Raw genomic sequence first — 22740 nt, forward strand, 5'->3', positions numbered from 1 at the left:
AACCGATAAATTATATTATTTATAAAATACTAGCACGGAAGAATTATAGTATTTTTCTGCAATAATGTATTGTGTTGAAAATATATATAACTTATTATTAATAAAAAAGGTTATTAATGGTGTGAATTAATGAAAAAATTATTAGGATTTTTATTTCTTTTTCTTCTTATCCCTCTAACAAACGTGCAGGCGAATACTTTTGTGGAAGTAGACAGGAAGGTACCAGTTTGGAATGGGGAAGTACTTTCAGGGGAGATACATTCAGAGAACTATATTTACCGTTTCGTTGTGGAGGAAGCAGCTACCTATACTTTCACGATGAAGGACCCAGAAAACGGATATACAAAAGTAATTTTATACGACGAACAAGGTAATATTTTCCATGGTGTAGATTCTTCTGAATATGATGGTGATGATGAAAAGTCTGTTGTAGCAGTTCAGCTGAAGAAAGGTACATATTATGCCGAGATTCGAGGCGCGTGGTTTGGTGGTGCTGTACCCTATGAAGTTCGATATACAATAAGTCCGCTTACTTCTTTTGATATTGAGCCGAACTTCAAGAAAGATTTAGCTAATCAGATACCAATTGGTAAAACTGTTTATGGGACGCTAAGTGGTGTAGGGCTTGAAACAGATGATTACTATACGTTTACGTTAAATGAATTTAGTAAAGTAACATTAGACGTGTCTTCTCTAAAGGATATTGGTAAAAATAGACAAACTGTAGTAATCCAAATTACAAACGAGAACGGTGGACAAGTTTTAGACGCGCTTGTTAATTCTACAAAAGCTGACAGCGGTAAAGAGTATTTGCAAGCAGGTACGTATAGCGTGAGAGTTATTAACCAGTCGTATAGTGTGCTTGAAGTACCGTATGCATTTAAACTTACTCATGAACCGGCTGATGAAACTATTACAGAGGTGGGCGTATGGGATAATTTCTTGGAAAATAATAAGCGGGTAAATGGATTTATTTACAATAATTCAAAGACTCGTGATGAATTTTATTTTGAACTTGATGAACCATCAACTATTTCGGTTTTAGTAGAATCATCTGCTACAAATATGGCTATCATTTTTAGTCGATGGGATGAGAAATACGATGAGTACTTGCAGTACTACCCAGAAGGCAGTGTAGGGGGATGGTCACCTACATTAACGGCGACTGTTCCAGCAGGTAAATATGAAGTTTCGCTAGGCACAAGGTACACGTTTGATGAAGAGGCTCCTTATACTATTCGATTACAAAGACAGCGATTTACTGATGTACCCTCTCATTACTTGTACTATGAACAAATTGAATCACTTTCTTCACAAGGTATTATAACTGGCTATAAGGATGGTAGTTTTAAGCCCAAGAATACTATTTTACGACAGCATGTGTTTGCCATGTTGTCACGTATAGAGTCGCTTGAATTAAACAAAATACGAGAGATCAAACCATTTACAGATTTAAATGATCAACATCCATACTATAAAGAAATTAAAGCGTTTTATGAGGCGGGCATTATAGATGGTAGTGGTACAAGCATGCATGCGGATAGAAATCTTACTCGTGCACAGCTTACAAAAATTTTAGTTAATACATTCAATTTACAAATGACTGGCCAAGAGAAAACATTTAAGGATGTTAAACAATCAGATAGTTTTTATAGCTATATTCAAATTTTAGCAAGTCATGGTATCACGACAGGCTCAAATGGCAACTTTATGCCGAATCAACCGGTAACGCGTGAACATTTTTCTGTATTTTTACAACGTACATTGAAAGCGATTTAATGTAAAGATAGAGTAGAAGGAATTTTTCATATTTCCTTTTGCTCTATTTTTGGTTTGCGAAAAAATAGAACGAATGACGAGTGGTTCCAAATATTCTCTTAAAATGAGTTAAATTTTTATTTTAAATATAATATGGGTTATAATGGTATGTGTGTATTTATCAAAATCTAACCGAGCTGGGAGATTAAGTAATGGCAGAGTTGAAAAAATTAACGATTCACCGAGCTTTAACGGAACTGAAAATGTTGAATCATCGTATTGAAGCGGCTACGAATGAAGTAAGTGTTGTTTTACCTAATCGTAAGAGCAATGAAAAAATAAACGGAATTGATATTAAAGAATATGAAAAACAGATGCAGGCTTCTTATGATAAAGTAACGAGCTTAATCCAATATCGAAACCGCATTAAAGCACTCGTTGTCGAGTCAAATGCAACAACAAAAATCATCATAGGTCTAGATGAAATGACTGTTGCAGAAGCAATCGAGCGAAAACAGTCTATTGGTTATGAAAAACAGTTATTAGAACGCATGCAGCAACAGTATCGTACAGCTATTAAGACAGTTGCAAAAGAAAATGATGCACTGCCAGCAAAACTCGAGACATACCTAGTGAATATTCTTGGAAACAAGGAAAAGCAATCCGCTGAAGAAGTAAAATTACATACAGAAACATTCATGAAACGCAATGAATATGAATTTATTGATCCGATGAATGTCAAAAAAATGATTGAAATATTAAGTAGTCGTATTGAGGAGTTCGAATCAGAGGTAGATGCTGTGTTATCCGAATCTAATGCTACTACGTTTATAGAAGTACAAGCATAATATGAATAGAATTGCATGGCCTAGCGAAAACAGAAAACGTACAAGTCGCTCGTGCTTAGAGGGATGTGTGCGAGTTAAAACATCTAAACACACCTCACACAAATGGTTTTTAACCAACTCAACTTGACTTGAAAGTTCAAAGGGTAAAGCTAAAAGTACAAAGTTTACGTTTCAAAGTTCTTTAAACTTTAAAGCTAAAACCTAAAAGTTAAAGGTTCTTATAAATCCTGGATTCCTGGTTGAGGTATCGACTTTTCAGGACCGTCTGTCATCCACCAGGCAGCTTGTGCTGTGCAAAACTATTAATTAACGATGAGAGATTAAGATAAATGATTACTCGAGATAAGTACAAAGAATGTTCTTGTGCTCTCAAAATTTAAAGGTAACTTTCAGTAGTTTGAACTGAGGGTTACTTTTTTTATGGCCTTTTTTTCATAAAGAAATCGACTAGAGAATAAGAAAAAATGATTTATATTTGTATATTGACGAAACCTAATTGGTATTGCCTTTTTAGATGTGTTCTAAGATAGATTAGATGATTCTGAAAAAAAATTCATTTATCGGTAATACTAATTTTATCTGTTTTTATATCGGTAAATAAGTATTTTTGATGTTTTTCTACAAAATACAATTGTATTTGCTGAAGAAATTTATTATTATAATAAAATAAAATTCAGTACGAAAGATAGCGAAGTTAAGATGGGAAGTTTCTTAGTTGAGTGCATTCGTACCTTGCCTAAAATCATGGCTAGAATAGTGTTAGAGGAGTGAATCTAATGGCAAACAAAGAATTACAGAGAGGCTTAGAAGCACGTCATATTCAAATGATCGCTTTGGGAGGCACAATTGGTGTTGGCTTATTTATGGGTTCAGCTAGCACAATTCAGTGGACAGGACCATCAGTGATGCTTGCTTATGCAATATCTGGTGTTTTTGTGTTTTTTATTATGCGTGCAATGGGTGAGATGCTCTATGTAGAGCCGAATACAGGTTCTTTTGCAACGTTTGGTTATAAGTATATACATCCGTTAGCGGGTTATTTAACTGTATGGAGTAACTGGTTTCAATGGGTAATTGTTGGGATGTCAGAAATTATAGCCGTCGGGGCATATATGCAATATTGGTTCCCTGATTTACCTGCTTGGATACCAGGCTTAATTGCCATGGTGATTCTTGGTGCAGCGAATCTAATGTCCGTTAAATCTTTCGGAGAATTAGAATTTTGGTTTGCGATGATTAAAATTGTGACAATTGTCTTGATGATTGTTGCCGGCTTCGGTCTTATTTTCTTTGGTATTGGTAATGGTGGAATAGCTGTTGGATTATCGAACCTTTGGGCACATGGTGGTTTCTTTACTGGGGGCTGGTCAGGCTTCTTCTTTGCACTATCATTGGTCGTAGCGGCTTATCAAGGGGTTGAACTAATTGGGATTACAGCCGGTGAAGCAAAAGATCCGCAAAAAACGATTACGAAAGCTGTAAATAGTATTATATGGCGTATTTTAATCTTCTATATTGGTGCGATTTTTGTCATTGTCACAGTATATCCTTGGGATGAGCTATCTACTCTAGGCAGTCCATTCGTTGCAACATTTGCGAAAGTCGGTATTACAGCAGCAGCTGGGTTCATTAATTTTGTTGTGATTACAGCAGCAATGTCTGGTTGTAATAGCGGAATTTATAGTGCGGGGCGTATGCTGTATACATTGGGCATGAATGGACAAGCACCAAAATTCTTTACGAAGTTAACAAGCAATGGTGTACCTTTAGTTGGTACATTGGGTGTATTAATTGGTTTGGTAATTGGTGTTGTATTAAGCTATATTGCCCCAGAGAATTTATTTGTTTATGTATATAGTGCAAGTGTTCTTCCTGGTATGGTGCCATGGTTTATCATTTTAATTAGTCAAATTCGTTTCAGAAAAGAAAAGGGGAAAGAAATGGCCAACCATCCATTCAAGATGCCTTTTGCCCCTGTAACAAGCTACTTAACGATTGCATTTTTAATCATGGTATTAATCGGCATGTGGATTAATGATGAAACACGTGTTTCGCTAATTGTTGGGATTGTTTTCCTTGCACTTGTTACGTTGAGTTTTTACGTATTTGGTATTGGCAAACGTCGTCCAGTAGATGCGGATACTAAATGATTATTCACTAAAGTTAAGGGCACATTAACTTCTTACCTTTATTAAAAGTTAAAATAATACACTTAATACAATGTGCAACACTATAACAATTATTTTTAAGCTGAACTAATTTTTTTGTTAGTTCAGCTTTTATTTGTATTTAAAGATATAATGGCGAAATGTTTTCGAAATGAAAGTATGGTATAAGTGTGAATTGAATTATCAGGTGTGTTGATTAACCAATTTTATTCTATCCTAATCATGAAAAAGATAATTTCTGCTACGGGCTACTCGCTTTCCCACGGGAGTCGAGTAGCCCTCCGCTACAATCTACAAAATTGGTATTATTCATACAGTAATTATTATGGGAAGGCTGTGGAATAGAGATGAAATCATTCAATAATTCTTTAAACAACACTCCTGTTAAATTATATATTCTTTAATTCTCATGAGGCAATCTGCTTTATCTTCAGATAGTGATAACTGGAAGTGGTTTATCCTACACTCTTTGGTCATTAAATTGCCAGTAGAGACAATAGTTCACTTTAAAGAATATTTAACAAGAGTGGCCGAACCCCCCACAAAAAATGAACTCGCAGAAGAACTTGATGAAATCTCAAAAGAAATTATAGGAACAATCTAAATTGAAATACTCCAACTTATAGAAGTGGGAGTATTTTTTAGGGAAATAATAAAAAATCGCTGCGTAACAAATACTTTCCACTAGCTATTTATAAAGAAGTGGATAATCAACAGGCTTGTAATGTTACATCATAGGGAGTCACGTATCGTTTTGACAGAATGTTCTATATCTTTATATTTACAATTCCTATAAAAATAGTATATATTAATTTTAATAAGTTTGAAGGGAGATTTAATATGACAACGATTAAAAATGATTATTTGAAATTTGGCAGTGCGGATGCACCTTTGAAGTTAGAGGCGTTTATTAATGTGGCATGCCGAGGTACTGCGACCATTTATCGTTTAGCAAAGGAAGTATTGCCGCCATATATTGAAAATGGTCAAATTGAGGTAATTGTAAAGTTATACGATAAACCGCGCGAAGAATTGCTGCACGGGGCATTGATTCACTGGACATTAGACAATGAGAAGCCAAATGAAGCGTTAGATGTGATTGGAAAACTGCTAGAAACACAGGCAGAATGGCATGAGTTGTCGAATAAAGAGTTAAAAAGATTGCTTGTCGATACATACAACTTGCAAGAAGAAGAGCGCCTTGAAAACGTGGATATCAGCTTGGCGATTACTGCAGAAGCGATTGAAAGGGAAGTGAAAATTGTGCCGACCTTATTCTTCAATGGAGAAAAATTATTAGGTTTTACATATGAGCTAGAGCCATCTGATTTAAAACAAGCAATCGAAACGTCTTTAGCAAAACTATAATAAGATGAGAGTTCTTCATATTGTTTCACTAAAACAAGATCTCCAACAAGAGGTCTTGTTTTTTGTTGAATCCACCGTTTATTGATTTAATAATCAGATATTTAATCGAAATATCTTTACAATCCCTATAAGTTTAGTTATATTTGAATCGGATTTGAATATTCTAAAAAACAAGTTAAATAGAGTGTGAATTTTGGTCACATCGGTTAGGCCAGGAAGGAGGAGTAATTGTGTTAGCTATCAGAGACTTGCATTTATCTTTTAATGGGACTGAAATTCTTAAGGGTATAGATTTAACCGTCAATAAAGGGGATGTCGTCACATTAATTGGGCCGAGTGGGACTGGAAAGACTACGTTACTACGCTGCATTAATTGTCTTGAGCATCCATCTAAAGGGGACATCACGCTTTCAGATCTACAATTAAATTATGAAGCGATTAGCAAAAAGGAGATCTTACAACTTAGACGAAAAACGGCTATGGTGTTTCAACAGTTTAATCTTTTTAAAAATAAAACCGTGTTAGAAAATGTGATGGAAGCTCAAATGGTTGTACAGGGAAAGAAGAAAGAGGTAGCTTACAAAAAAAGTCTAGAAGAATTAGAGAAGGTGGGCTTATTAGATAAGCTGGGTTCCTACCCTTCCGAATTGTCGGGTGGGCAACAGCAACGCGTGAGTATTGCACGTGCATTAGCTTTAGAGCCTGAGGTTATTTTATTTGATGAACCGACCTCTGCCCTAGATCCAGAATTGGTGGGTGAAGTGTTACGAGTGATCGAAAATGTAGCGCGTGCAGGAATGACGATTGTGTTAGTTACGCATGAGATGTCATTTGCGCAGAGTATTTCGACAAAAGTAGTCTTTATGGATAAAGGGGTCATCGTAGAGGAGGGTACGCCGCAGTGTATCTTCGAAAATTCCGAAAACGAACGGACGAAAGCTTTTTTAAATCATTTCAAATCAAAACAAATCGTTAGTGTTTAATTACAGACAGGGGGATTTATGTATGTTTAAAAAAAGACATTTACTAGTACCAATTGCTTCACTGGCATTCGTTTTAACTGGATGCAACGGTGGTGAAGGAGAAAAGAAGGCAACGGATGAAGCTTCGGGAAGAACCGTCACAGTAGCCGTACCACCTGCCGCAAAGCCACTTAGCTATACCGATGAAAATGGCAAACTAACTGGCTACGAAGTAGAAATCTTAAAATTGGTGGATGAAAAATTAGAAGATTATTCATTTGATATCGTTGGAGTTGCAGATAGTGCTGCAGAAATTGGCCTCGATACAGGGAAATATGACTTGATTGCGCAAGGTTTGTTTAGAAGTGAAGCGCGGGAGGAAAAATACTTAATTCCTGAAGAAAGCAACGGAGCAAGTTTAATGCGTGTCTACAGTAACAAAGACAATAAAGATATCGATTCTTTCGCTGATTTGGTAGGCAAGAAGATTTACCCATCATCACCAAGTGGTGGGGTGTTCAACTTATTAACAGAATATAATAAGGAAAATCCGGATAAGCCAATCGAATTTGCTACGACCGATCAAGGGTTTGCTGTTGTAGATCGCTTAAGAGAAGTAGATTCAGGCAAATACGATGCACTTGTGTTGCCTTCAAACTTAGTACAAAAAGAAGTGATAGAATCGCAAAATTTAGACATTAATATTTCAGAGCCACTTAAAGTATTCCCGACTTATTTCTTAATTCATAATTCTGAAGAGAATAAAGCTTTAACAGAAGGTGTGAGTAAGGCCATTAAAGAATTGAAAGATGAAGGCGCACTTTCGAAATTATCTCTAAAGTATTACGACGAAGATGTGTTCATTTATGAATAGATTCATAGACTAATCTATTCTTCATCAGGAGGTGGCCCAATGGATATCGGGTATATGATCGAAGTTTTCCCAAAATTAATTAGTACGTTGCCCATCACTTTAGTCATCATACTAGCATCAGGCATATTAGGGTTACTGCTTAGTATTGTCATAACCGGGCTAAGAATAAAAAGAATTAAGTTTTTATCACCCATTTTGGAAGCTTACATTTCTTTCATGCGGAGTATTCCAATTCTATTGCTGCTATTTTTAGTGTATTACGGCTTACCTGTATTCTTTTCTCTTTTAAATCTGAATTTAAATGATTTTGGGGCAATCGTGTCAGCCATTATCACACTCATTATCTTTAATGGGGCATATCTATCAGAAATTCTAAGGCCTGCGTATTTATCTGTAGAGAAGGGACAACATGAAGCTGCGGATAGTTTAGGCTATACACCTTTCGCAAAATTTCGGAAGATTATTGTGCCACAGATGACGCCAATAGCATTGCCGGGGCTCGGAAATGCCGTAATCTATCTCATTCATGATACTTCCTTAGTGTTTACAATTGGGATTGTCGATATTATGGGAAAAGCCAATTTAATACTGGCTAATTCGTACGGTGAAAACAAGGTGGAAGTTTACTTAACGATTGCGATTATTTATTGGTTAGTGTGCTTAGCGTCAGACAGATTCATTAAATTATGCGAGAATCGTACATATTTAGGGAAAATCGAAAAGAAAAGAGCTTTAAAGTCAGAAGGTTTTCAGCTATTCCATAAGTTCGGAAAAAGAAATATTAAATCTAATGTAGATTAAAGGAGGGATATTTTTTGTTTGATTTTAAGGTTCTGCTAGAAAGCATCATAGAAATAGCTACCGTTGTTCCTAAAACACTTGTTTTAGCAATTTTTATCCTTCTCTTATCCCTACTTATGGGGGCTGTGATCGCTTTAATCCAACAATATAAAGTACCTTTACTGTCTCTGATTGTAAAGGTGCTACAATCTTTTTTAAGAGGAACACCAAATGTTGTTTTATTATATTTAATGTATTATGCGCTACCAGAAATTTTTACTTTTTTTGCAGGTATTTTAGGGATTGCATTTGATGCGAATACCTTGAATCCTATTGTAACGGTCATTATCACGTTTTCTATTAGCTATTCGGTATTCCAATCGGAAATACTCCGAGGATCTATTTTATCGATAGAAAAAGGACAAATCGAGGCTGCCCAATCATTAGGATTTAGCTTTTGGCAGACTTTTAGAAGAGTGATTGTACCACAAGCATTAGTTGAAGCTTTTCCCGATATTTTGAATTCTTTACTGGTCATCATTAAAGCACTTTCACTTGCTTATTTGATCACAGTTGTCGATATTCTTGGACAAGCGAAAATGGTGGGGGCTTTAAGTTACAGATACCTCGAAGCTTTTGTGGGAGCTGCATTGATCTATTGGATGCTCGGTGCCTTACTTACGTTTATAGCCAACAGATTCGAGTTGAAACTCAGACAGGGTTTTCATTGATAATGCCAATGTATCGTGTTCATAAATCAATCGATTAAGGAAGTGTTACTGTGTCGAAAACATTATTTATTAAAACAAAAACGCAGCGTGAATGGTTAGAAAAGCTGTTGCCACTGGAAGAGTCCTTTAAAAGTCATTCAAGAGAAATTGATGAAGAGGCCAAGTTTCCAAGTGAAAATATTCAAGCACTAGTGAACATCGGCTACACAAAACTGACATTGCCTAAGTCATATGGTGGTGAAGGAATTAGCGTGACAGAAATGATCTTCCTACAAGAAACCATTGCTAGTTTCGATGGTACGACAGGCTTATCCATTGGCTGGCACCAAGGCGTTGTCGCTGAATTGTACGAGAAAAAACTTTGGGACGAAACGACGCTAAGTATGTTTGCCGAAGAAGTGTTGAATGGTGCTTTAGTGAATAGGGTTGCGAGTGAAATTCAAACGGGTAGTCCCACACGAGGCGGTCGTCCGGGTACATCTGCGGTGAAAAAAGATGGTAAATGGGTAATTTCTGGAACAAAAAGCTATGCAACCATGTCCCCAGCCTTAACGCATATCCTCATCACTGCTTGGGTAGAGGAAAAAGAAAGCATCGGCGTATTCCTAATCGATAAAAATGCGTCTGGCGTCTCTATTCAAGAAAACTGGGACGTAATCGCTATGAGGGGCACAGCCAGCCATGATCTTGTCTTAGAAAATGTCGAAGTAACCGAAGAAAACTTAGTAGAGCTCAATGCCGGCCCACGCGGTGACAGTATAAATGGCTGGATTCTTCACATTCCGGCTTGTTATTTAGGCATTGCGCAAGCAGCTCGTGACTATGCCGTGCAGTTTGCTACACAGCATTCTCCAAATAGTTTAAATGGGCCTATCAGTCAATTGCCAAATGTCCAACGATTAATCGGAGAAATTGACATCGAATTACTGAAAGCGAGACACTTTTTATATAGTGTCGCAGAAGCTTATGATGATGAGTCACGTCGACCACTATTGACGAACGAACTTGGTGTAGCAAAACATATTGTCACAAATTCTGCTATCAAAATTGTTGATAAAGCTATGCGATTAGTTGGTGCAAAAAGTCTTCAATTATCCAATCCATTGCAAAGATATTATCGTGATGTAAGAGCTGGTCTTCACAATCCACCAATGGACGATATGACCATTTCAAAATTAGCGCAAACGGCTATCGCTGAATTCAACAATGATTAATAGGATGTAAAGAAGGGTCCTCTTACCTGAGAAATCAAAAAATTGGTTTTTAAATTTACAGTTCCTCAGATTGCTTTAATGCAAAAAAATTATTCCGTATTCTTTTCACTGTATTTGGTATGTCTGTTGTTATGACGCTTAATGGTGATATTTTAAGAATTAATTTTAGCACAGATATTTTTAGTAACTTCTTTTCGGATTAGCCAAGAAACTTTTAATGGTCTTAATTGCTGAAAGTTTAGTAATTCAGCCAATTGCGCGTTTTACGATGGTCAAAATACATGTTGCATAAGATAAAAAGAATCATAATGATGTAAGTATCGAGAGCTCTTAGACAAATCAATGTGTCTGAGAGCTTTTCTCAATTTTTAGATCGATCCAAGTATGCTAAATCGCAGATGATGCATACTATTTCCACACGCCAAAAAAATTAAGTATTAAAAATATTTTATTTTACGTAACGTTTGTAGACTGCTTACGTCTAATCACTTTGTAATCAAAAAAATAGTAAAAAGGAGATTTTAATATGAAAAAAATGATAGTAATCGTGCTAACGATGGTGTTGGCGATGGTAGTTTCGGCATGTTCTGGAGGTAAGACTTCCACAGATGATAAGACCACGAACATTGAAGCAAGTAAATCTGCAAAAGAAATGGCTGAGCAAATGGTGACAGAAGTCGAGCAGCCATCTCTAATGGAATTATCGCCAGAGGAAATGGAGGGTATGTACAATATCGATCCTGCAAAGCTTGAAGATTTCTCGGTTCGCATACCAATGATGAACACAAAATCAAATGAAATTGCAATTTTTAAAGTGAAGGATGCAAATGATGTCGCTGACGTTGAAGCAGCTGTAAAAGTAAGAGTAGAAAATGTCATGAAGCCATTCGAGCATTATCTTCCAGATCAATACGAAAATGCAAAAAATCATAAAATAATTGTAAAAGGTAATTATGTGTTATTAGTTATTTCCGAAAGTGCAGATGAGCTTGTAAAAGTTTACGATAGTTTCTTCGAAAAAAAATAGACGGCTATGGTATTTAGTAGCCTTCTTTTCCTATTCTTGTTCTTGCCGGCAGTTTTAACGCTTTATTATTGTTCGCCAAGAAGTATTAGAAATCTTATTTTATTTATCATGAGTCTTATCTTTTATGCGTGGGGCGAGCCGGTTTACATTGTTATTATGTTAGTGTCTACACTGACGGATTATTGTTTCGGATTACTTCTCGATAAACCGAATATGACTTCGGTAAAACGTAAGGGCATTGTAGCATGTTCAATTATCGTGAACCTCATGCTGTTATCTTATTTTAAATATGCTGATTTTCTAATTCAGAATGTAAATGCGCTAATCGGGACGAATATTCCTTTGACCGAACTTCCATTGCCTATCGGAATATCCTTTTACACGTTCCAATCAATGTCTTATATTATTGACGTCTATAGAGGAACAGCGAAAGCACAGCGCAATTGGATTGACTTCGGCACATATATCGCCTTGTTTCCACAATTAGTGGCAGGGCCGATTGTGAAATATAGCTCGATTGCAGACCAGCTAAAACACCGATCTGAAAATATAAAGATGTTCGCAGAAGGGGTTCGTAGGTTTACAATTGGACTCGCTAAGAAGGTGCTACTTGCCAATAATATCGGCTTGCTATGGGATACAATTTCAAGTACGAGTCCTGATTCGATGTCTGTGTTAACGGCCTGGCTTGGCATCATTGCATTTGCTTTCCAAATCTATTTTGATTTTAGTGGTTATTCTGATATGGCTATTGGTCTTGGACTCATGTTTGGCTTTAGGTTTAATGAGAATTTCAATAAGCCATATATTGCGCAGAGCATTACTGACTTTTGGAGGAGGTGGCATATCTCACTTAGCAGCTGGTTTCGTGAATATGTTTACATTCCACTTGGTGGTAATCGCAGAGGTCTAGCCATTCAAACTCGAAATATTTTGATTGTTTGGATGCTGACAGGATTTTGGCATGGTGCTAACTGGAACTTTATATTATGGGGATTGTATTTTGGTGTCATTCTTATTTTTGAAAAATGGTGGGGGTTAGCATTACTACAACGTGCACCACGCTGGATCAGACATCTTTATGCAATCATCCTCATTCTTATTGGATGGGTGCTATTTGCTTTTGACGAGCCTTCATTAATTGTTGGTTATTTGGGTGCCATGTGGGGATTCAATGGTCAAGCGCTTTGGGACAACGAAACAATGTACTTCTTTTATACAAACGCAGTTTTACTGTTAGTATTGATCATAGCTTCTGTACCTATAAAAAAGTGGTCAAAATCGAGTGAATTAACGATTGCTCATTTTGCTTGGTATGGCTTTCTCTATTTACTTTCTGTTGCCTATTTAGTAGATGCCACATTTAATCCATTTTTATATTTTCGTTTTTAGGGAGGTAGAACTTTATGAAGCACATATCAGAGCGATTAATAGCAGTTGGATTTGTCTGTACAACGTTTCTAATCGCTATACTCTTTTTCATTTTGCCTCATCAACGTTTCTCCGAACTAGAGAACAGGTATTTACAAGCAGCGCCACAACTAACTTGGGATAACTTGATGTCCAAGAAATTTGCCGAAGAGGCTGAGAGTTTCATCACAGATCACTTTCCGTTTCGAGACAAGTGGCTTTGGGTCAAATCAACGTCAGAACAAGCCCGTTTGCAACAAGAAAATAACGGAATCTATCACGGCAAAGATGGCTATTTATTTGAAAAGTTTTTAGAGCCTGACTATACCAAGGTTCAGCTATATACAGATTCGGTAAACCGATTTGCAAGCAAGTTTCCAACTGTCAAAATGACATTCATGCTTGCACCCACATCAATTGGTATCTATCCAGAACGATTACCTTGGTTGGCACCGTCGTATCCTCAAAGAGATGTTAATCGTTTTATCGGTCATCAAATAGATGATGGAATCACCTTCATTGATGGCTTAGATGTTCTCTCACCCCATGCATCGGAATCGATTTATTATCGCACCGACCATCATTGGACGACATACGGCGCCTATCTGGCCTATGTTGCTTATGCAGAACAGCGAGGATGGCAGCCACTTTCACAGAAAGATTTTTCGATTAAAACTGTTAGCGAGTCATTTCTAGGGAGCTATCATACAAGAAGTCAGTTTACGGGTTTAACGCCGGATACGATTGAAACCTACATACCTCGTAATCCGCCACCTACAGAAATGTACATCGCTGATTCGGATCAAACTGTGTCAGGTATGTATGATGAAAGTTTTTTGGCGAAGAAGGATCAGTATTCATACTTTCTAGGTGGGGTTCATGCACTTATGAAACTAACAACTGCGCTTGACCCGGATCAAATTGAACAAGATAAGCTACTAGTCATTAAAGACTCGTATGCACATAGTCTACTGCCGTTCCTCACAAAACATGTATCAGAAATTCATGTAATTGATCTTCGTTACTATAATGGCAGCATTACTGATTATATGAATGAGAATGGCATTAAAGATGTACTGTTTCTATTCAATACAGCAACTCTAGTGGAAGATGCGTCGCTTTTGAAACTAAATAAGTAAAGAGTAGATGCATACGAAAAAGAAAGCTTTACAGATGATAGGATGTTAACTAGAGGAATATTGATTGTATTTTTAAAGGGTATTCGTAGCAAGAGGCTATGAATACCCTATTTTATTATTATTGATTACTACATAATTTTCCTAAATTGTGTAGTAACAAAAAAATAAAAAAGTTTTAATTTTTTAACCTAATTTTAACCTTTGTGGTCTATAGTGGATTAGTTATCTGAATATTCCGTTATTGAAAAATTAAGAGAAAAGGAGAATCGAAAATGAGCATCAAAAATAAATTTGTAAAAGCAACAGTAGGTGTCACATTAGCGGTCAGTTCTGTTCCTATTTTTGCACCTATAGACGCACAGGCAACTACCTTTCCAGATGTCCCCAAATCCGCCTATTACTATGACGCAGTGCATGTATTAGCTGAACGAGGCATTGTGACGGGGTATGTAGATCAAACCTTTAAGCCTAATGTAGCGGTTACACGTGGACAACTAGCAAAAATTTTGGCTGGTATATTAGGGTTGGATACACAGAATGTAGTGGATCCAGGATTTACCGATGTGTTGCCCAGCAATCCCTATTTTGGGGCGATTGCTGCCTTAGTACAAGCGGGCATTATTAATGGCTATGAGGATCATACATTCCGCACGAATGAGCCACTTCAGCGCAATCATCTAGCGAAAATCCTGGTGAAAGCATTTGATTTACAAGCACCAGAAGGCGCAACGATGCCGTTGAAGGATGTGCATCAAGAATATAGGGATTATATTTTTGCACTTTATACAAATGGGATTACAACAGGGAGAACAGCGACCCAATTTGATGGCACATCGTATGTGACACGTGGGCAACTGGCGGTCTTTGTCGTGCGAACAGAGGCAGCCATCCAACCAACGGCAAACGAGAAAGAGCAAGGAAAAGAGAAAGAACAAGAGAAACCGAAGACAGACCCGAACCCACCAATAGAAACACAGCCAAAACCAGCACCTTCACCCAATTTAACATTTACAATGTCAATAGAAGGGTTAGCGGAAATTTTTTCAACCGATAAGGAAGTTGAACTTGTGACATCGGCTGTGATTGCGAGGATGTATATGGATGGGGATGCTGTCAAAATCACCTTTGTTTCAGAAGAAGCCATTCCAAAAGAGTCGTTTAAAGTAAAGATTCGCAATGTCGAATATGAATTTAAATTTAATAAGAACGAAAATAAATGGGTTGCGGCAAAATTTAAGGAAGCTATTTCATCAGATTCAGAGTATAGACCAACACCTGATCCAGCACCATCTTCGCCGAGTGCGATTTCAGTAACAGGCATCACACTGAATACTACAACGGCAACAATCATTCAAGGGGAAACGGCACAATTGACGGCATCAATCTTACCAGTAACTGCAACAAATAAAAATGTGACATGGACTTCCTCAGATAAGAATGTAGCAACGGTAGATAACCAAGGGAAAGTGACAGCGATTGGTGTAGGGAACGCAACCATCACAGTAAAAACAGTAGATGGAGCAAAATTAGCTACGGCAACGATTGAGGTAGTCATTCCAGTGACAGGTATTACATTGGATGAGACGAGTGGAATTCTCCATGTGGGTGATTCAAAGACACTAACTGCAACCGTAACCCCAACTAATGCGACGAATAAAAATGTGGCATGGACTTCCTCAGATAAGAACGTAGCAACGGTAGATAGCCAAGGGAAAGTGACAGCGATTGGTGTAGGGAACGCGACGATAACTGCGACAACAGCAGATGGATCGAAAACAGCCACTGCAACTTACACGGTTACACAAAAAGTTTTAAGTGTAACAGTACCAACAGTAGCAAGCAAAATATATGATGGCACAACAGAAGCAACAGTAACACCTGGAACAGTAACAGGTATCGCTTCTGGTGATGATGTAGTAGTTAGTGCGGGAGGAACATTTGATAATGCAAAAGCTGGAACTGGTAAAACCGTAGAAGTAACATATTCGTTATCTGGAACAGATGCATCAAAATATACAGCCCCTGCATCAACTACAGGTACCGCTGACATTACACCAAAAACTTTAAGTGTAACAACACCAACAGTAGTCAAAAAAGAATATGATGGAACTACAGCAGCAACAGTAACTCATGGATTATTAAGCGGAGTAGCGGCTGGAGATGATGTAACGGTATCAGCGGTAGCGACATACGACGATGCGAATGTAGGAACAAATAAAACAATTACTGTAGTGTACACACTAGGTGGAGCAGATGCATCCAACTACACAGCCCCTGTAAATACAGTAGTAACTACTGGAGAGATTACAGCAATACCAGTAACAGCAATTGGTACTATTAAAGGCATACCACAAGTAGGACAAACGTTAACAGCAGGTGCAATAACACCAGCAGGAGCAACAGTAACTTATCAATGGCAAATCGCAAATACGACAACTGGCGCATACACAGATATTACTGGAGAAACAAGCGACACGTATACTCCAGTAGCAGCTGATACAGGTAAATTCATCCAAGTCGTAGCGACAGGGACAGGTAATTACTCAGGACCAGCTATAAGCGTTCCAACAATAGCGGTTACTCCTCAATAAAATTAAACGAAACGTTACTTTATAAACTAGTTTACTAGTGAAATAAGTGGGAAATATACCTTAAATCTAACTGTATATAGTTGGGCTCTACGGGATGTTTTCTAACTATCGTGCTTGTAATCATCAGTGAAATGCTGATGCGTGGGAAACAGTTCCGTTAACTCACGAGCCTAATCCTCCTGCATCCAGTGAGAGTCTATTAACTCAAAGGGGTGAAGTCAGGTGAAGTCGTACTCGGGTTGTGCCGAGGCGGGGCTCTTTAAAAAATGACTATGGCTAGGATGACGAATCCATGTAGGCTGTATGTATCAAAGAACGGTGCGAAATAGCTAGGAGTTCACCGTTGTTTCTATGATGTGCAATCATCATACGAGCATCCGAACAATTAGGAACTGTTAAACGGATGATGTGCATACTGTATAGTGGAAGCCTAAGGTCGTTAAAATAAGGGAACAGCATGATGGAACGTTTGAAGTCTAGTAGGTGGAGGTTGATAGAACCCATGATACCTATTAGATGGCAGCGGGTTCGTAGTAGTGACGATCGCTAGCCGTTTGGACTTGCATGGTAACATGTGAGAAGGAGAAAACTAGCGGGAGCGAAGGAACCCAGTCAGTGATGGATATTCTTATAAAGGCTTATTTCCCAAAAATTTAAGCTTAAAATTTCATAGGGTCAATCATTTAATAGTGATTGGTTTTTATTTTTTTAAACCTAATTTTAATCTTCATATTTTACACTACCAGTAGGGAAATAACCTTTGAAGATCTATCGCTGACGGATCGCCGTGTGCGGTGAAAGCCGCCTGCCCGGTGAAGGCTCGTGATAAAACCTAGAGAGATAGAAAAGGGATAAGACGAGAATAGCGCATTATTAGCTGCAACAAATGTACAAGGAACATCTGCGGACAAAGATATTAATTATACGGGAGGTGTTGAAAATCAAATCACTTGGACAGACAGCCTTTCAAGTGGCACGATTACGTATACAATAAAACGCAATACAACAAATACGCTCACTGGCGCAACTACACTACAATCAAATATACAACCTGGTGTAGTAAAGTATGTGGATAAATCAGTAACAGCAAACACAATGTATTACTACTTTATCGAGGCAACAAGAGGTACAGAAACAGTTGTAACACCTGGATTTCCATTAACTAGCACTACTGATAGTTGGAAATTCTCAGCAAACAAAAGCTACCAAAACCAGCAATTTGCGAGTCTTATTTTTAATCCAGCAACAGGCTCATTTGAGCGTGCATAAAAATTAAAAGAGCAGCTTAGTCCATTCTGATTAGGCTGCTTTATTTAGAGGTGAAGCGAATTGGCATTAATGAATCTTACGGCAACCAATTATTTTCTATTTCAGGCTTTCCTAAACCCTAATCATTTTGACCGATTGCAATCGATGGATCCAACTTTATGGGGCATTGGCCTGATTGAGCACGAACTACCAGTAGGCATTCTATTAGCAGATGTAGATTATGCATTCAAAACAGCTACCATTACACAAGTAGTCGCTAATGATGCGCATGTTGTGGAAAAACTCTTCGATCATGCAGAAAGTCACTTTCATGCAGAGGGGATCTCCATCACAAAAATCACTATTACGATGAAGGGTGAAGGTGATCAGATTGTCCATCTATTCTCAAATAAAGGTTGGCGTAAAAATCCACAAATCCTCAATAAATATATAGTGGATCTCAAAAAAATGAAACAAAGCGATTGGGTACATACCTTAAAAAAACCTGACAACTTATCCATTGTACCTTGGAATAGTCGTGTTAATGAAATTTTCCAAAACGCGGTGCGGCAAACTAAGCATTTGGATGAATCTGTTTTACCATTTGTCAGAAATTTAGGTGTCATCGCGGAAGATTATAGTTTTGCTTTATTTGATGAAGAGGAACTAATGGGTTGGTGTTTATGTGAGCAAGTTGCACAAAACATGCTCCTTTCGCCACATAGCTATGTGAAACGAACAGCTACCACACGTCCTGGAGGTATGTTGCTTTACGCAGAATTAGTAAAAAAAGCTATAAAGGATAATATGTATGTTACTTTTTTTGCAAATGTAGATAATCATTCAATGCAAAATGTGATAAATAGAAGATTTAAAGAAAGTGTTATTCAAAAAAATACAATGATTGAATTTGTAAGAACATAATAAGCTACTCGTTATCATTTCTCGAAACTCATCGACATCTACTGGCACAACATTTCACACATCTTGAAGTAGAACTCTTCTGTCGGATGATAATAGAATTGGTGAGAATTCCATATTCAATAAAACATTTCTTCAACAATCTAGTTAATTGACTAGCAACAATCTTTTTGCAAGGCTGCTTTCTCAAAGATTTTTGCTATTACAGCTTTGAATATAGTATTTCGTAAATCGAATTTTTATCAAAATAACTCTACATAGAAATTTCCCTATTACTATTTCGCCTTTCAAAAAATTGTTTATAGATAGGTGTAATTTCTAACTCCTTTATCTACGCCACTGGCAGTGTGTATGGTTCTATTAATGAAGGAGGATTGGTCGGAGTTTTGTTGGAAGCATAACTAGCAGCTATTATGACCGTGATACAACAGGACAAAATGATACTGGAAAAGGAATCCTACGATTTGGAATATTGGAACGTCTACGGATTATCAAGCATTGAAGCAGTGATGGAATGGAGATCACGCTTATCCATGTGAGTAGACACTATGGTACAGGAAGAAATGAGTGCAAGAATGGCTCATTTCTTTGTGCGCATACTCTATATAATAAATACTAGCACAGGAGAATCTGTTTCTCGCACTCAAACGAGTGGAATGAAATAAAGGGAGCTATGGCGTAGATAAAATGCCTGTAAAATTTCTACGATTGTCGTTCCAAGCAAAAAGCACATCAACTGTAGTCGTTGATGTGCTTTTCGCTTATAAAACCAAATTGGTTAATCTTCTTTCCTCATAATAAAACTCAAATGTCGACCACTTTGTTTATCTTCACGGAAAGAGAAGCAGTTCGGGCTTACAAACGTACATGTTGTGTCTACCGAAATTTGCTGAGATGGAATACCTGCTAACTCACATTGTTTTTTCACCGTAAGCTGATTGTCAATGTGGTACTTCCCAGTTTCTTCATTAACATACATAAAATCATCGGCGTAGCCCAGATCTTTAAATTTCATATACACATCTGCATCGACTTCGAATTTCTCCTGACTTAGTGCCATACCAATCTGAACGTGAAAATCACGAGGATTACATTGTTCCACTTCTACTAAGTGCTTAAATAATTTCAAAGTGATTTCTTTGACGGTACCTTGCCAGCCAGAATGAACGACGCCGATAAGACCATTCGCTTCATTATAAAAAATAACTGGTACACAATCTGCTGTAAAGCTGCATAATAACAAATTTGGTTCATACGTGTAGAGAGCGTCGGTATCCATAATAGCAGTATCCGGACTGTCGGCACCTCGACCTTTGTCATCAAGTGTTACCTTATGAAAATTCGCGCTATGCGTTTGCTGAGTACAGACAAAATGATCTACATCACAGTGCAAGGCAGCAGCTAATTTCTGACGGTTCTCTAGAACATTGTCGGTGCTCTCGCATATGTGGAGCGCCATGTTGTTGTTTTCAAATTCTGTTTCATCTTTGAGGGTAGTCCCTGCGATGAATTTCTCGTTGTCTACATAAATTTTTGTTTTCATCTCATCACCTTCCCTTAATATATAGTAAATATTTGCATATGTATAGGCTGACCTAAATGAATAGAGGACACCTATCTGCTCATATAGTAACAGAAGCGAGTAGGGGTTTTCATTAATCAAAAGGATGGTGTATTTGACAAGTCATATTAATTGGTTTTTTGTGTTGCAATTAGGGATGGCTCTATTTTGGATTGTGACTTACATACTCATTATATTTCGGGGATTTCGAGATAAAGCGTATGGCATGCCGATGGTCGCGATTTGTGCAAATATTTCATGGGAATTCATTTTTGCCTTCATTCATCCACAAAATGATTTACAACAGAAAATCACGATGATTTGGTTTGCCTTGGATATTATTATACTTATGCAATATTTAATATATGGTCGAAAAGACTTTAAAAAGTACCTTTCTAATAAGCTATTTTATGCAAGTTTTTTCATAACACTAGGTGTTAGCTTTCTTATAATACTGACGATCACACAGGATTTTAATGATATTGAAGGGAAATATACAGCTTTTGCACAAAACCTAATGATGTCAGGTCTGTTTATCTCTTTGTTGCTTTATCGAGGGAATTTGAAAGGCCAGTCGCTAGCCATCGCAATCTTTAAAATGCTAGGGACATTATGCGCTTCGATTGCTTTTTATCTTTATTTCAAAACAAACCTGATTACGATAATTAGTGTAGCTATTTTATTATATGATTGGATTTATATTGGCTTAGTTTACAAGTTATATAGAAAAAATATCACTCTCTTTCGTTGAGGGTGATATTTTTTTATTTAATAAACCAGAAAATATAATAGTAATATATTCCTATTACAACTATATTTCAAGCTTGTTACTAAAGGAAATTGCAAGAATACCTCTACCGCGGTAATCTTCAACCTTAGTGTTTCCAGCGTAATAAAACTGTAAAAATCCTACCAAATATTTAGGGATGAATTATTATAGAAAACTATTTACTATGGTTGTAGACAAGTCGAAAGGAATGGTTAGATGTTTAAAAATATTAAAAAAGTGGCGATGGCCTCAGTTTTATCTTTATCTTTAGTAGTACCAATGACTGCGATGGCAGCAGGTTCATATACAGTAGCTTCAGGAGATACACTTTGGAAAATTGCCGTTAAGACGCAAACAGGTGTACAGGAGTTAATCGATTTAAATCCACAGCTTTCAAATCCAAATTTGATCTACCCAGGTCAAACTATTAATGTTCCTACAAATGAACAAGTAAGTGTAGAACAAGAGGTCATTAAACTTGTCAATGTTGAAAGAGCAAAAGCAGGTCTACCAGCATTGAAAGAAGATTGGGAGCTTTCAAGAGTCGCGAAGTACAAATCTCAGGATATGCGTGACAAAAACTATTTCAACCATACGAGTCCGACATACGGTTCACCATTTACAATGATGAAGAACTTTGGTATTTCATATAAATCAGCTGGTGAAAACATTGCAAAAGGTCAAAAAACAGCAGCTGAAGTTATGAAAGCATGGATGAACAGTGAAGGGCATAAAGCCAACATCATGAGCAAAAACTTTACGCATATTGGTGTAGGTTATGTAGCAAATGGTAACTATTGGACACAAATGTTTATTTCAAAATAATTAAGAAAATGGCTGTTCCAACTAATAGGGAACAGCCATTTTTTATTGCTTCTTTAAGAAGAATTGCTTTTACTCGTGTATTGCCACCAAGCTTACTATAAATAGTTGATAAGTATACGCGCACGGTGCCTTCTGAAAGATCCAGTTGTTCTGCGATTTCACTATTCGTAATCCCTTTGGCTAAAAGATCATATATTTCATTTCCTTGCAGTGTCAGTAATTTGGTAGGTACCTTGCTTGTCGTACAACTTTTTTGGAGACAGTTGAAATAATTCTCTAGGAGTCAAACGTAAATCGCTCCATTTGGAGACATCGACAAGTCCGATGAAGAAACAAAAGAAGCAATTTTCATGTTGCATGAGCTTGGCGTCGCTGACGGTTCGGAAGGAAACTTCGTGCCAGGTAAGCCTATCACACGAGCACAGGCAGCGAAAATACTCGTCAACACTACAAAGATATTGGATCAATTAATATAGTAATAAATAATAGGGCATCTAGAAGCTGAAATATCAGTTTCTAGATGCCTGTTTCTTTCTATTAAATCTT

Annotated in this window: 21 protein-coding genes; 19 read left to right on the forward strand and 2 right to left on the reverse strand. The window is 37.2% G+C overall.

Features of this window, described 5'->3' with window-relative positions; all coding sequences use genetic code 11:
• Positions 1-129 precede the first annotated feature (129 nt).
• The 16 genes from ACIQZG_RS13315 to ACIQZG_RS13390 all read left to right on the forward strand — a co-directional run bounded on the left by ACIQZG_RS13315 (position 130) and on the right by ACIQZG_RS13390 (position 19042).
• Positions 130-1779, forward strand: coding sequence for an S-layer homology domain-containing protein (locus tag ACIQZG_RS13315; protein WP_402755716.1), 1650 nt, complete (start codon positions 130-132; stop codon positions 1777-1779).
• Between the two features lie 191 nt (positions 1780-1970).
• The gene (locus tag ACIQZG_RS13320; RefSeq protein ID WP_402755718.1) at positions 1971-2606 is read left to right on the forward strand and encodes a hypothetical protein; all 636 of its coding nucleotides are present in this window, start codon (positions 1971-1973) and stop codon (positions 2604-2606) included.
• Between the two features lie 776 nt (positions 2607-3382).
• Positions 3383-4756, forward strand: a complete 1374-nt coding sequence (locus ACIQZG_RS13325; RefSeq protein WP_402755720.1) for an amino acid permease — start codon at positions 3383-3385, stop codon at positions 4754-4756.
• Between the two features lie 427 nt (positions 4757-5183).
• Positions 5184-5378 carry a DUF5071 domain-containing protein gene (locus ACIQZG_RS13330; RefSeq protein WP_402755722.1) on the forward strand — a complete coding sequence of 65 codons (195 nt, stop codon included), beginning with the start codon at positions 5184-5186 and terminating at the stop codon, positions 5376-5378.
• Between the two features lie 236 nt (positions 5379-5614).
• A complete protein-coding gene (locus ACIQZG_RS13335) occupies positions 5615-6142 on the forward strand; it encodes a thioredoxin domain-containing protein (RefSeq protein WP_402755724.1) in 528 nt (175 codons plus the stop codon).
• A 230-nt stretch (positions 6143-6372) separates the two neighbouring features.
• Positions 6373-7125 carry an amino acid ABC transporter ATP-binding protein gene (locus ACIQZG_RS13340; protein WP_402755726.1) on the forward strand — a complete coding sequence of 251 codons (753 nt, stop codon included), beginning with the start codon at positions 6373-6375 and terminating at the stop codon, positions 7123-7125.
• Positions 7126-7147: 22 nt separating this feature from the next.
• Positions 7148-7978, forward strand: coding sequence for a transporter substrate-binding domain-containing protein (locus ACIQZG_RS13345; RefSeq protein WP_402755728.1), 831 nt, complete (start codon positions 7148-7150; stop codon positions 7976-7978).
• Positions 7979-8017: 39 nt separating this feature from the next.
• Positions 8018-8779, forward strand: a complete 762-nt coding sequence (locus ACIQZG_RS13350) for an amino acid ABC transporter permease (RefSeq protein WP_402755730.1) — start codon at positions 8018-8020, stop codon at positions 8777-8779.
• Between the two features lie 14 nt (positions 8780-8793).
• Complete coding sequence (locus tag ACIQZG_RS13355) at positions 8794-9489, forward strand: amino acid ABC transporter permease (protein WP_402755732.1); 696 nt, start codon at positions 8794-8796, stop codon at positions 9487-9489.
• A 50-nt stretch (positions 9490-9539) separates the two neighbouring features.
• Entirely contained in the window at positions 9540-10703 is a 1164-nt protein-coding gene (locus ACIQZG_RS13360; protein WP_402755734.1) for an acyl-CoA dehydrogenase family protein, read from the forward strand.
• A 526-nt stretch (positions 10704-11229) separates the two neighbouring features.
• On the forward strand, positions 11230-11730 hold the full coding sequence (locus tag ACIQZG_RS13365) for a DUF4358 domain-containing protein (RefSeq protein ID WP_402755736.1): 501 nt from the start codon (positions 11230-11232) through the stop codon (positions 11728-11730).
• Positions 11731-11736: 6 nt separating this feature from the next.
• Positions 11737-13122 (forward strand): MBOAT family O-acyltransferase, encoded by a 1386-nt coding sequence (locus ACIQZG_RS13370; protein WP_402755738.1) that lies wholly within the window; start codon positions 11737-11739, stop codon positions 13120-13122.
• A 14-nt stretch (positions 13123-13136) separates the two neighbouring features.
• Positions 13137-14279 carry a DHHW family protein gene (locus ACIQZG_RS13375; protein WP_402755740.1) on the forward strand — a complete coding sequence of 381 codons (1143 nt, stop codon included), beginning with the start codon at positions 13137-13139 and terminating at the stop codon, positions 14277-14279.
• Positions 14280-14551: 272 nt separating this feature from the next.
• Positions 14552-16870, forward strand: a complete 2319-nt coding sequence (locus ACIQZG_RS13380; RefSeq protein WP_402755742.1) for a YDG domain-containing protein — start codon at positions 14552-14554, stop codon at positions 16868-16870.
• 1068 nt (positions 16871-17938) lie between these two features.
• On the forward strand, positions 17939-18139 hold the full coding sequence (locus ACIQZG_RS13385; protein ID WP_402755744.1) for a hypothetical protein: 201 nt from the start codon (positions 17939-17941) through the stop codon (positions 18137-18139).
• Positions 18140-18199: 60 nt separating this feature from the next.
• Entirely contained in the window at positions 18200-19042 is an 843-nt protein-coding gene (locus ACIQZG_RS13390; RefSeq protein WP_402755746.1) for a hypothetical protein, read from the forward strand.
• 775 nt (positions 19043-19817) lie between these two features.
• Here the strand turns inward: ACIQZG_RS13390 and pgeF are convergent.
• Positions 19818-20582 (reverse strand): peptidoglycan editing factor PgeF, encoded by a 765-nt coding sequence (gene pgeF, locus ACIQZG_RS13395; protein ID WP_402755748.1) that lies wholly within the window; start codon positions 20580-20582, stop codon positions 19818-19820.
• Positions 20583-20715: 133 nt separating this feature from the next.
• On the opposite strand from pgeF, the gene ACIQZG_RS13400 reads away from it, so the two are divergent.
• Both ACIQZG_RS13400 and safA read left to right on the forward strand, forming a co-directional pair.
• On the forward strand, positions 20716-21351 hold the full coding sequence (locus tag ACIQZG_RS13400; RefSeq protein WP_402755750.1) for a transmembrane-type terpene cyclase: 636 nt from the start codon (positions 20716-20718) through the stop codon (positions 21349-21351).
• A gap of 234 nt (positions 21352-21585) precedes the next feature.
• Complete coding sequence (gene safA / locus ACIQZG_RS13405; protein ID WP_402755752.1) at positions 21586-22194, forward strand: SafA/ExsA family spore coat assembly protein; 609 nt, start codon at positions 21586-21588, stop codon at positions 22192-22194.
• Here safA and ACIQZG_RS13410 read toward each other — a convergent pair.
• Complete coding sequence (locus ACIQZG_RS13410) at positions 22181-22411, reverse strand: LuxR C-terminal-related transcriptional regulator (protein ID WP_402755818.1); 231 nt, start codon at positions 22409-22411, stop codon at positions 22181-22183. The genes safA and ACIQZG_RS13410 overlap by 14 nt on opposite strands.
• Before the next feature lie 94 nt (positions 22412-22505).
• Here ACIQZG_RS13410 and ACIQZG_RS13415 point away from each other — a divergent pair, with 94 nt between their 5' ends.
• Complete coding sequence (locus ACIQZG_RS13415; protein WP_402755819.1) at positions 22506-22670, forward strand: S-layer homology domain-containing protein; 165 nt, start codon at positions 22506-22508, stop codon at positions 22668-22670.
• Positions 22671-22740: the final 70 nt, after the last annotated feature.

The organism is Lysinibacillus sp. NPDC096418, assembly GCF_044762775.1.
Classification (GTDB): Bacteria; Bacillota; Bacilli; order Bacillales_A; family Planococcaceae; genus Lysinibacillus.

Excerpts from the sequence above, each read along its gene's own strand:
- ACIQZG_RS13335 (WP_402755724.1), top strand. The coding sequence starts at position 5,615 with ATGACAACGATTAAAAATGATTATTTGAAATTTGGCAGTGCGGATGCA.
- ACIQZG_RS13370 (WP_402755738.1), top strand. The coding sequence starts at position 11,737 with ATGGTATTTAGTAGCCTTCTTTTCCTATTCTTGTTCTTGCCGGCAGTT.
- ACIQZG_RS13350 (WP_402755730.1), top strand. The coding sequence starts at position 8,018 with ATGGATATCGGGTATATGATCGAAGTTTTCCCAAAATTAATTAGTACG.
- ACIQZG_RS13365 (WP_402755736.1), top strand. The coding sequence starts at position 11,230 with ATGAAAAAAATGATAGTAATCGTGCTAACGATGGTGTTGGCGATGGTA.
- ACIQZG_RS13330 (WP_402755722.1), top strand. The coding sequence starts at position 5,184 with ATGAGGCAATCTGCTTTATCTTCAGATAGTGATAACTGGAAGTGGTTT.
- ACIQZG_RS13325 (WP_402755720.1), top strand. The coding sequence starts at position 3,383 with ATGGCAAACAAAGAATTACAGAGAGGCTTAGAAGCACGTCATATTCAA.
- ACIQZG_RS13345 (WP_402755728.1), top strand. The coding sequence starts at position 7,148 with ATGTTTAAAAAAAGACATTTACTAGTACCAATTGCTTCACTGGCATTC.
- ACIQZG_RS13320 (WP_402755718.1), top strand. The coding sequence starts at position 1,971 with ATGGCAGAGTTGAAAAAATTAACGATTCACCGAGCTTTAACGGAACTG.
- ACIQZG_RS13315 (WP_402755716.1), top strand. The coding sequence starts at position 130 with ATGAAAAAATTATTAGGATTTTTATTTCTTTTTCTTCTTATCCCTCTA.
- pgeF (WP_402755748.1), bottom strand. The coding sequence starts at position 20,582 with ATGAAAACAAAAATTTATGTAGACAACGAGAAATTCATCGCAGGGACT.
- ACIQZG_RS13380 (WP_402755742.1), top strand. The coding sequence starts at position 14,552 with ATGAGCATCAAAAATAAATTTGTAAAAGCAACAGTAGGTGTCACATTA.
- ACIQZG_RS13375 (WP_402755740.1), top strand. The coding sequence starts at position 13,137 with ATGAAGCACATATCAGAGCGATTAATAGCAGTTGGATTTGTCTGTACA.
- safA (WP_402755752.1), top strand. The coding sequence starts at position 21,586 with ATGTTTAAAAATATTAAAAAAGTGGCGATGGCCTCAGTTTTATCTTTA.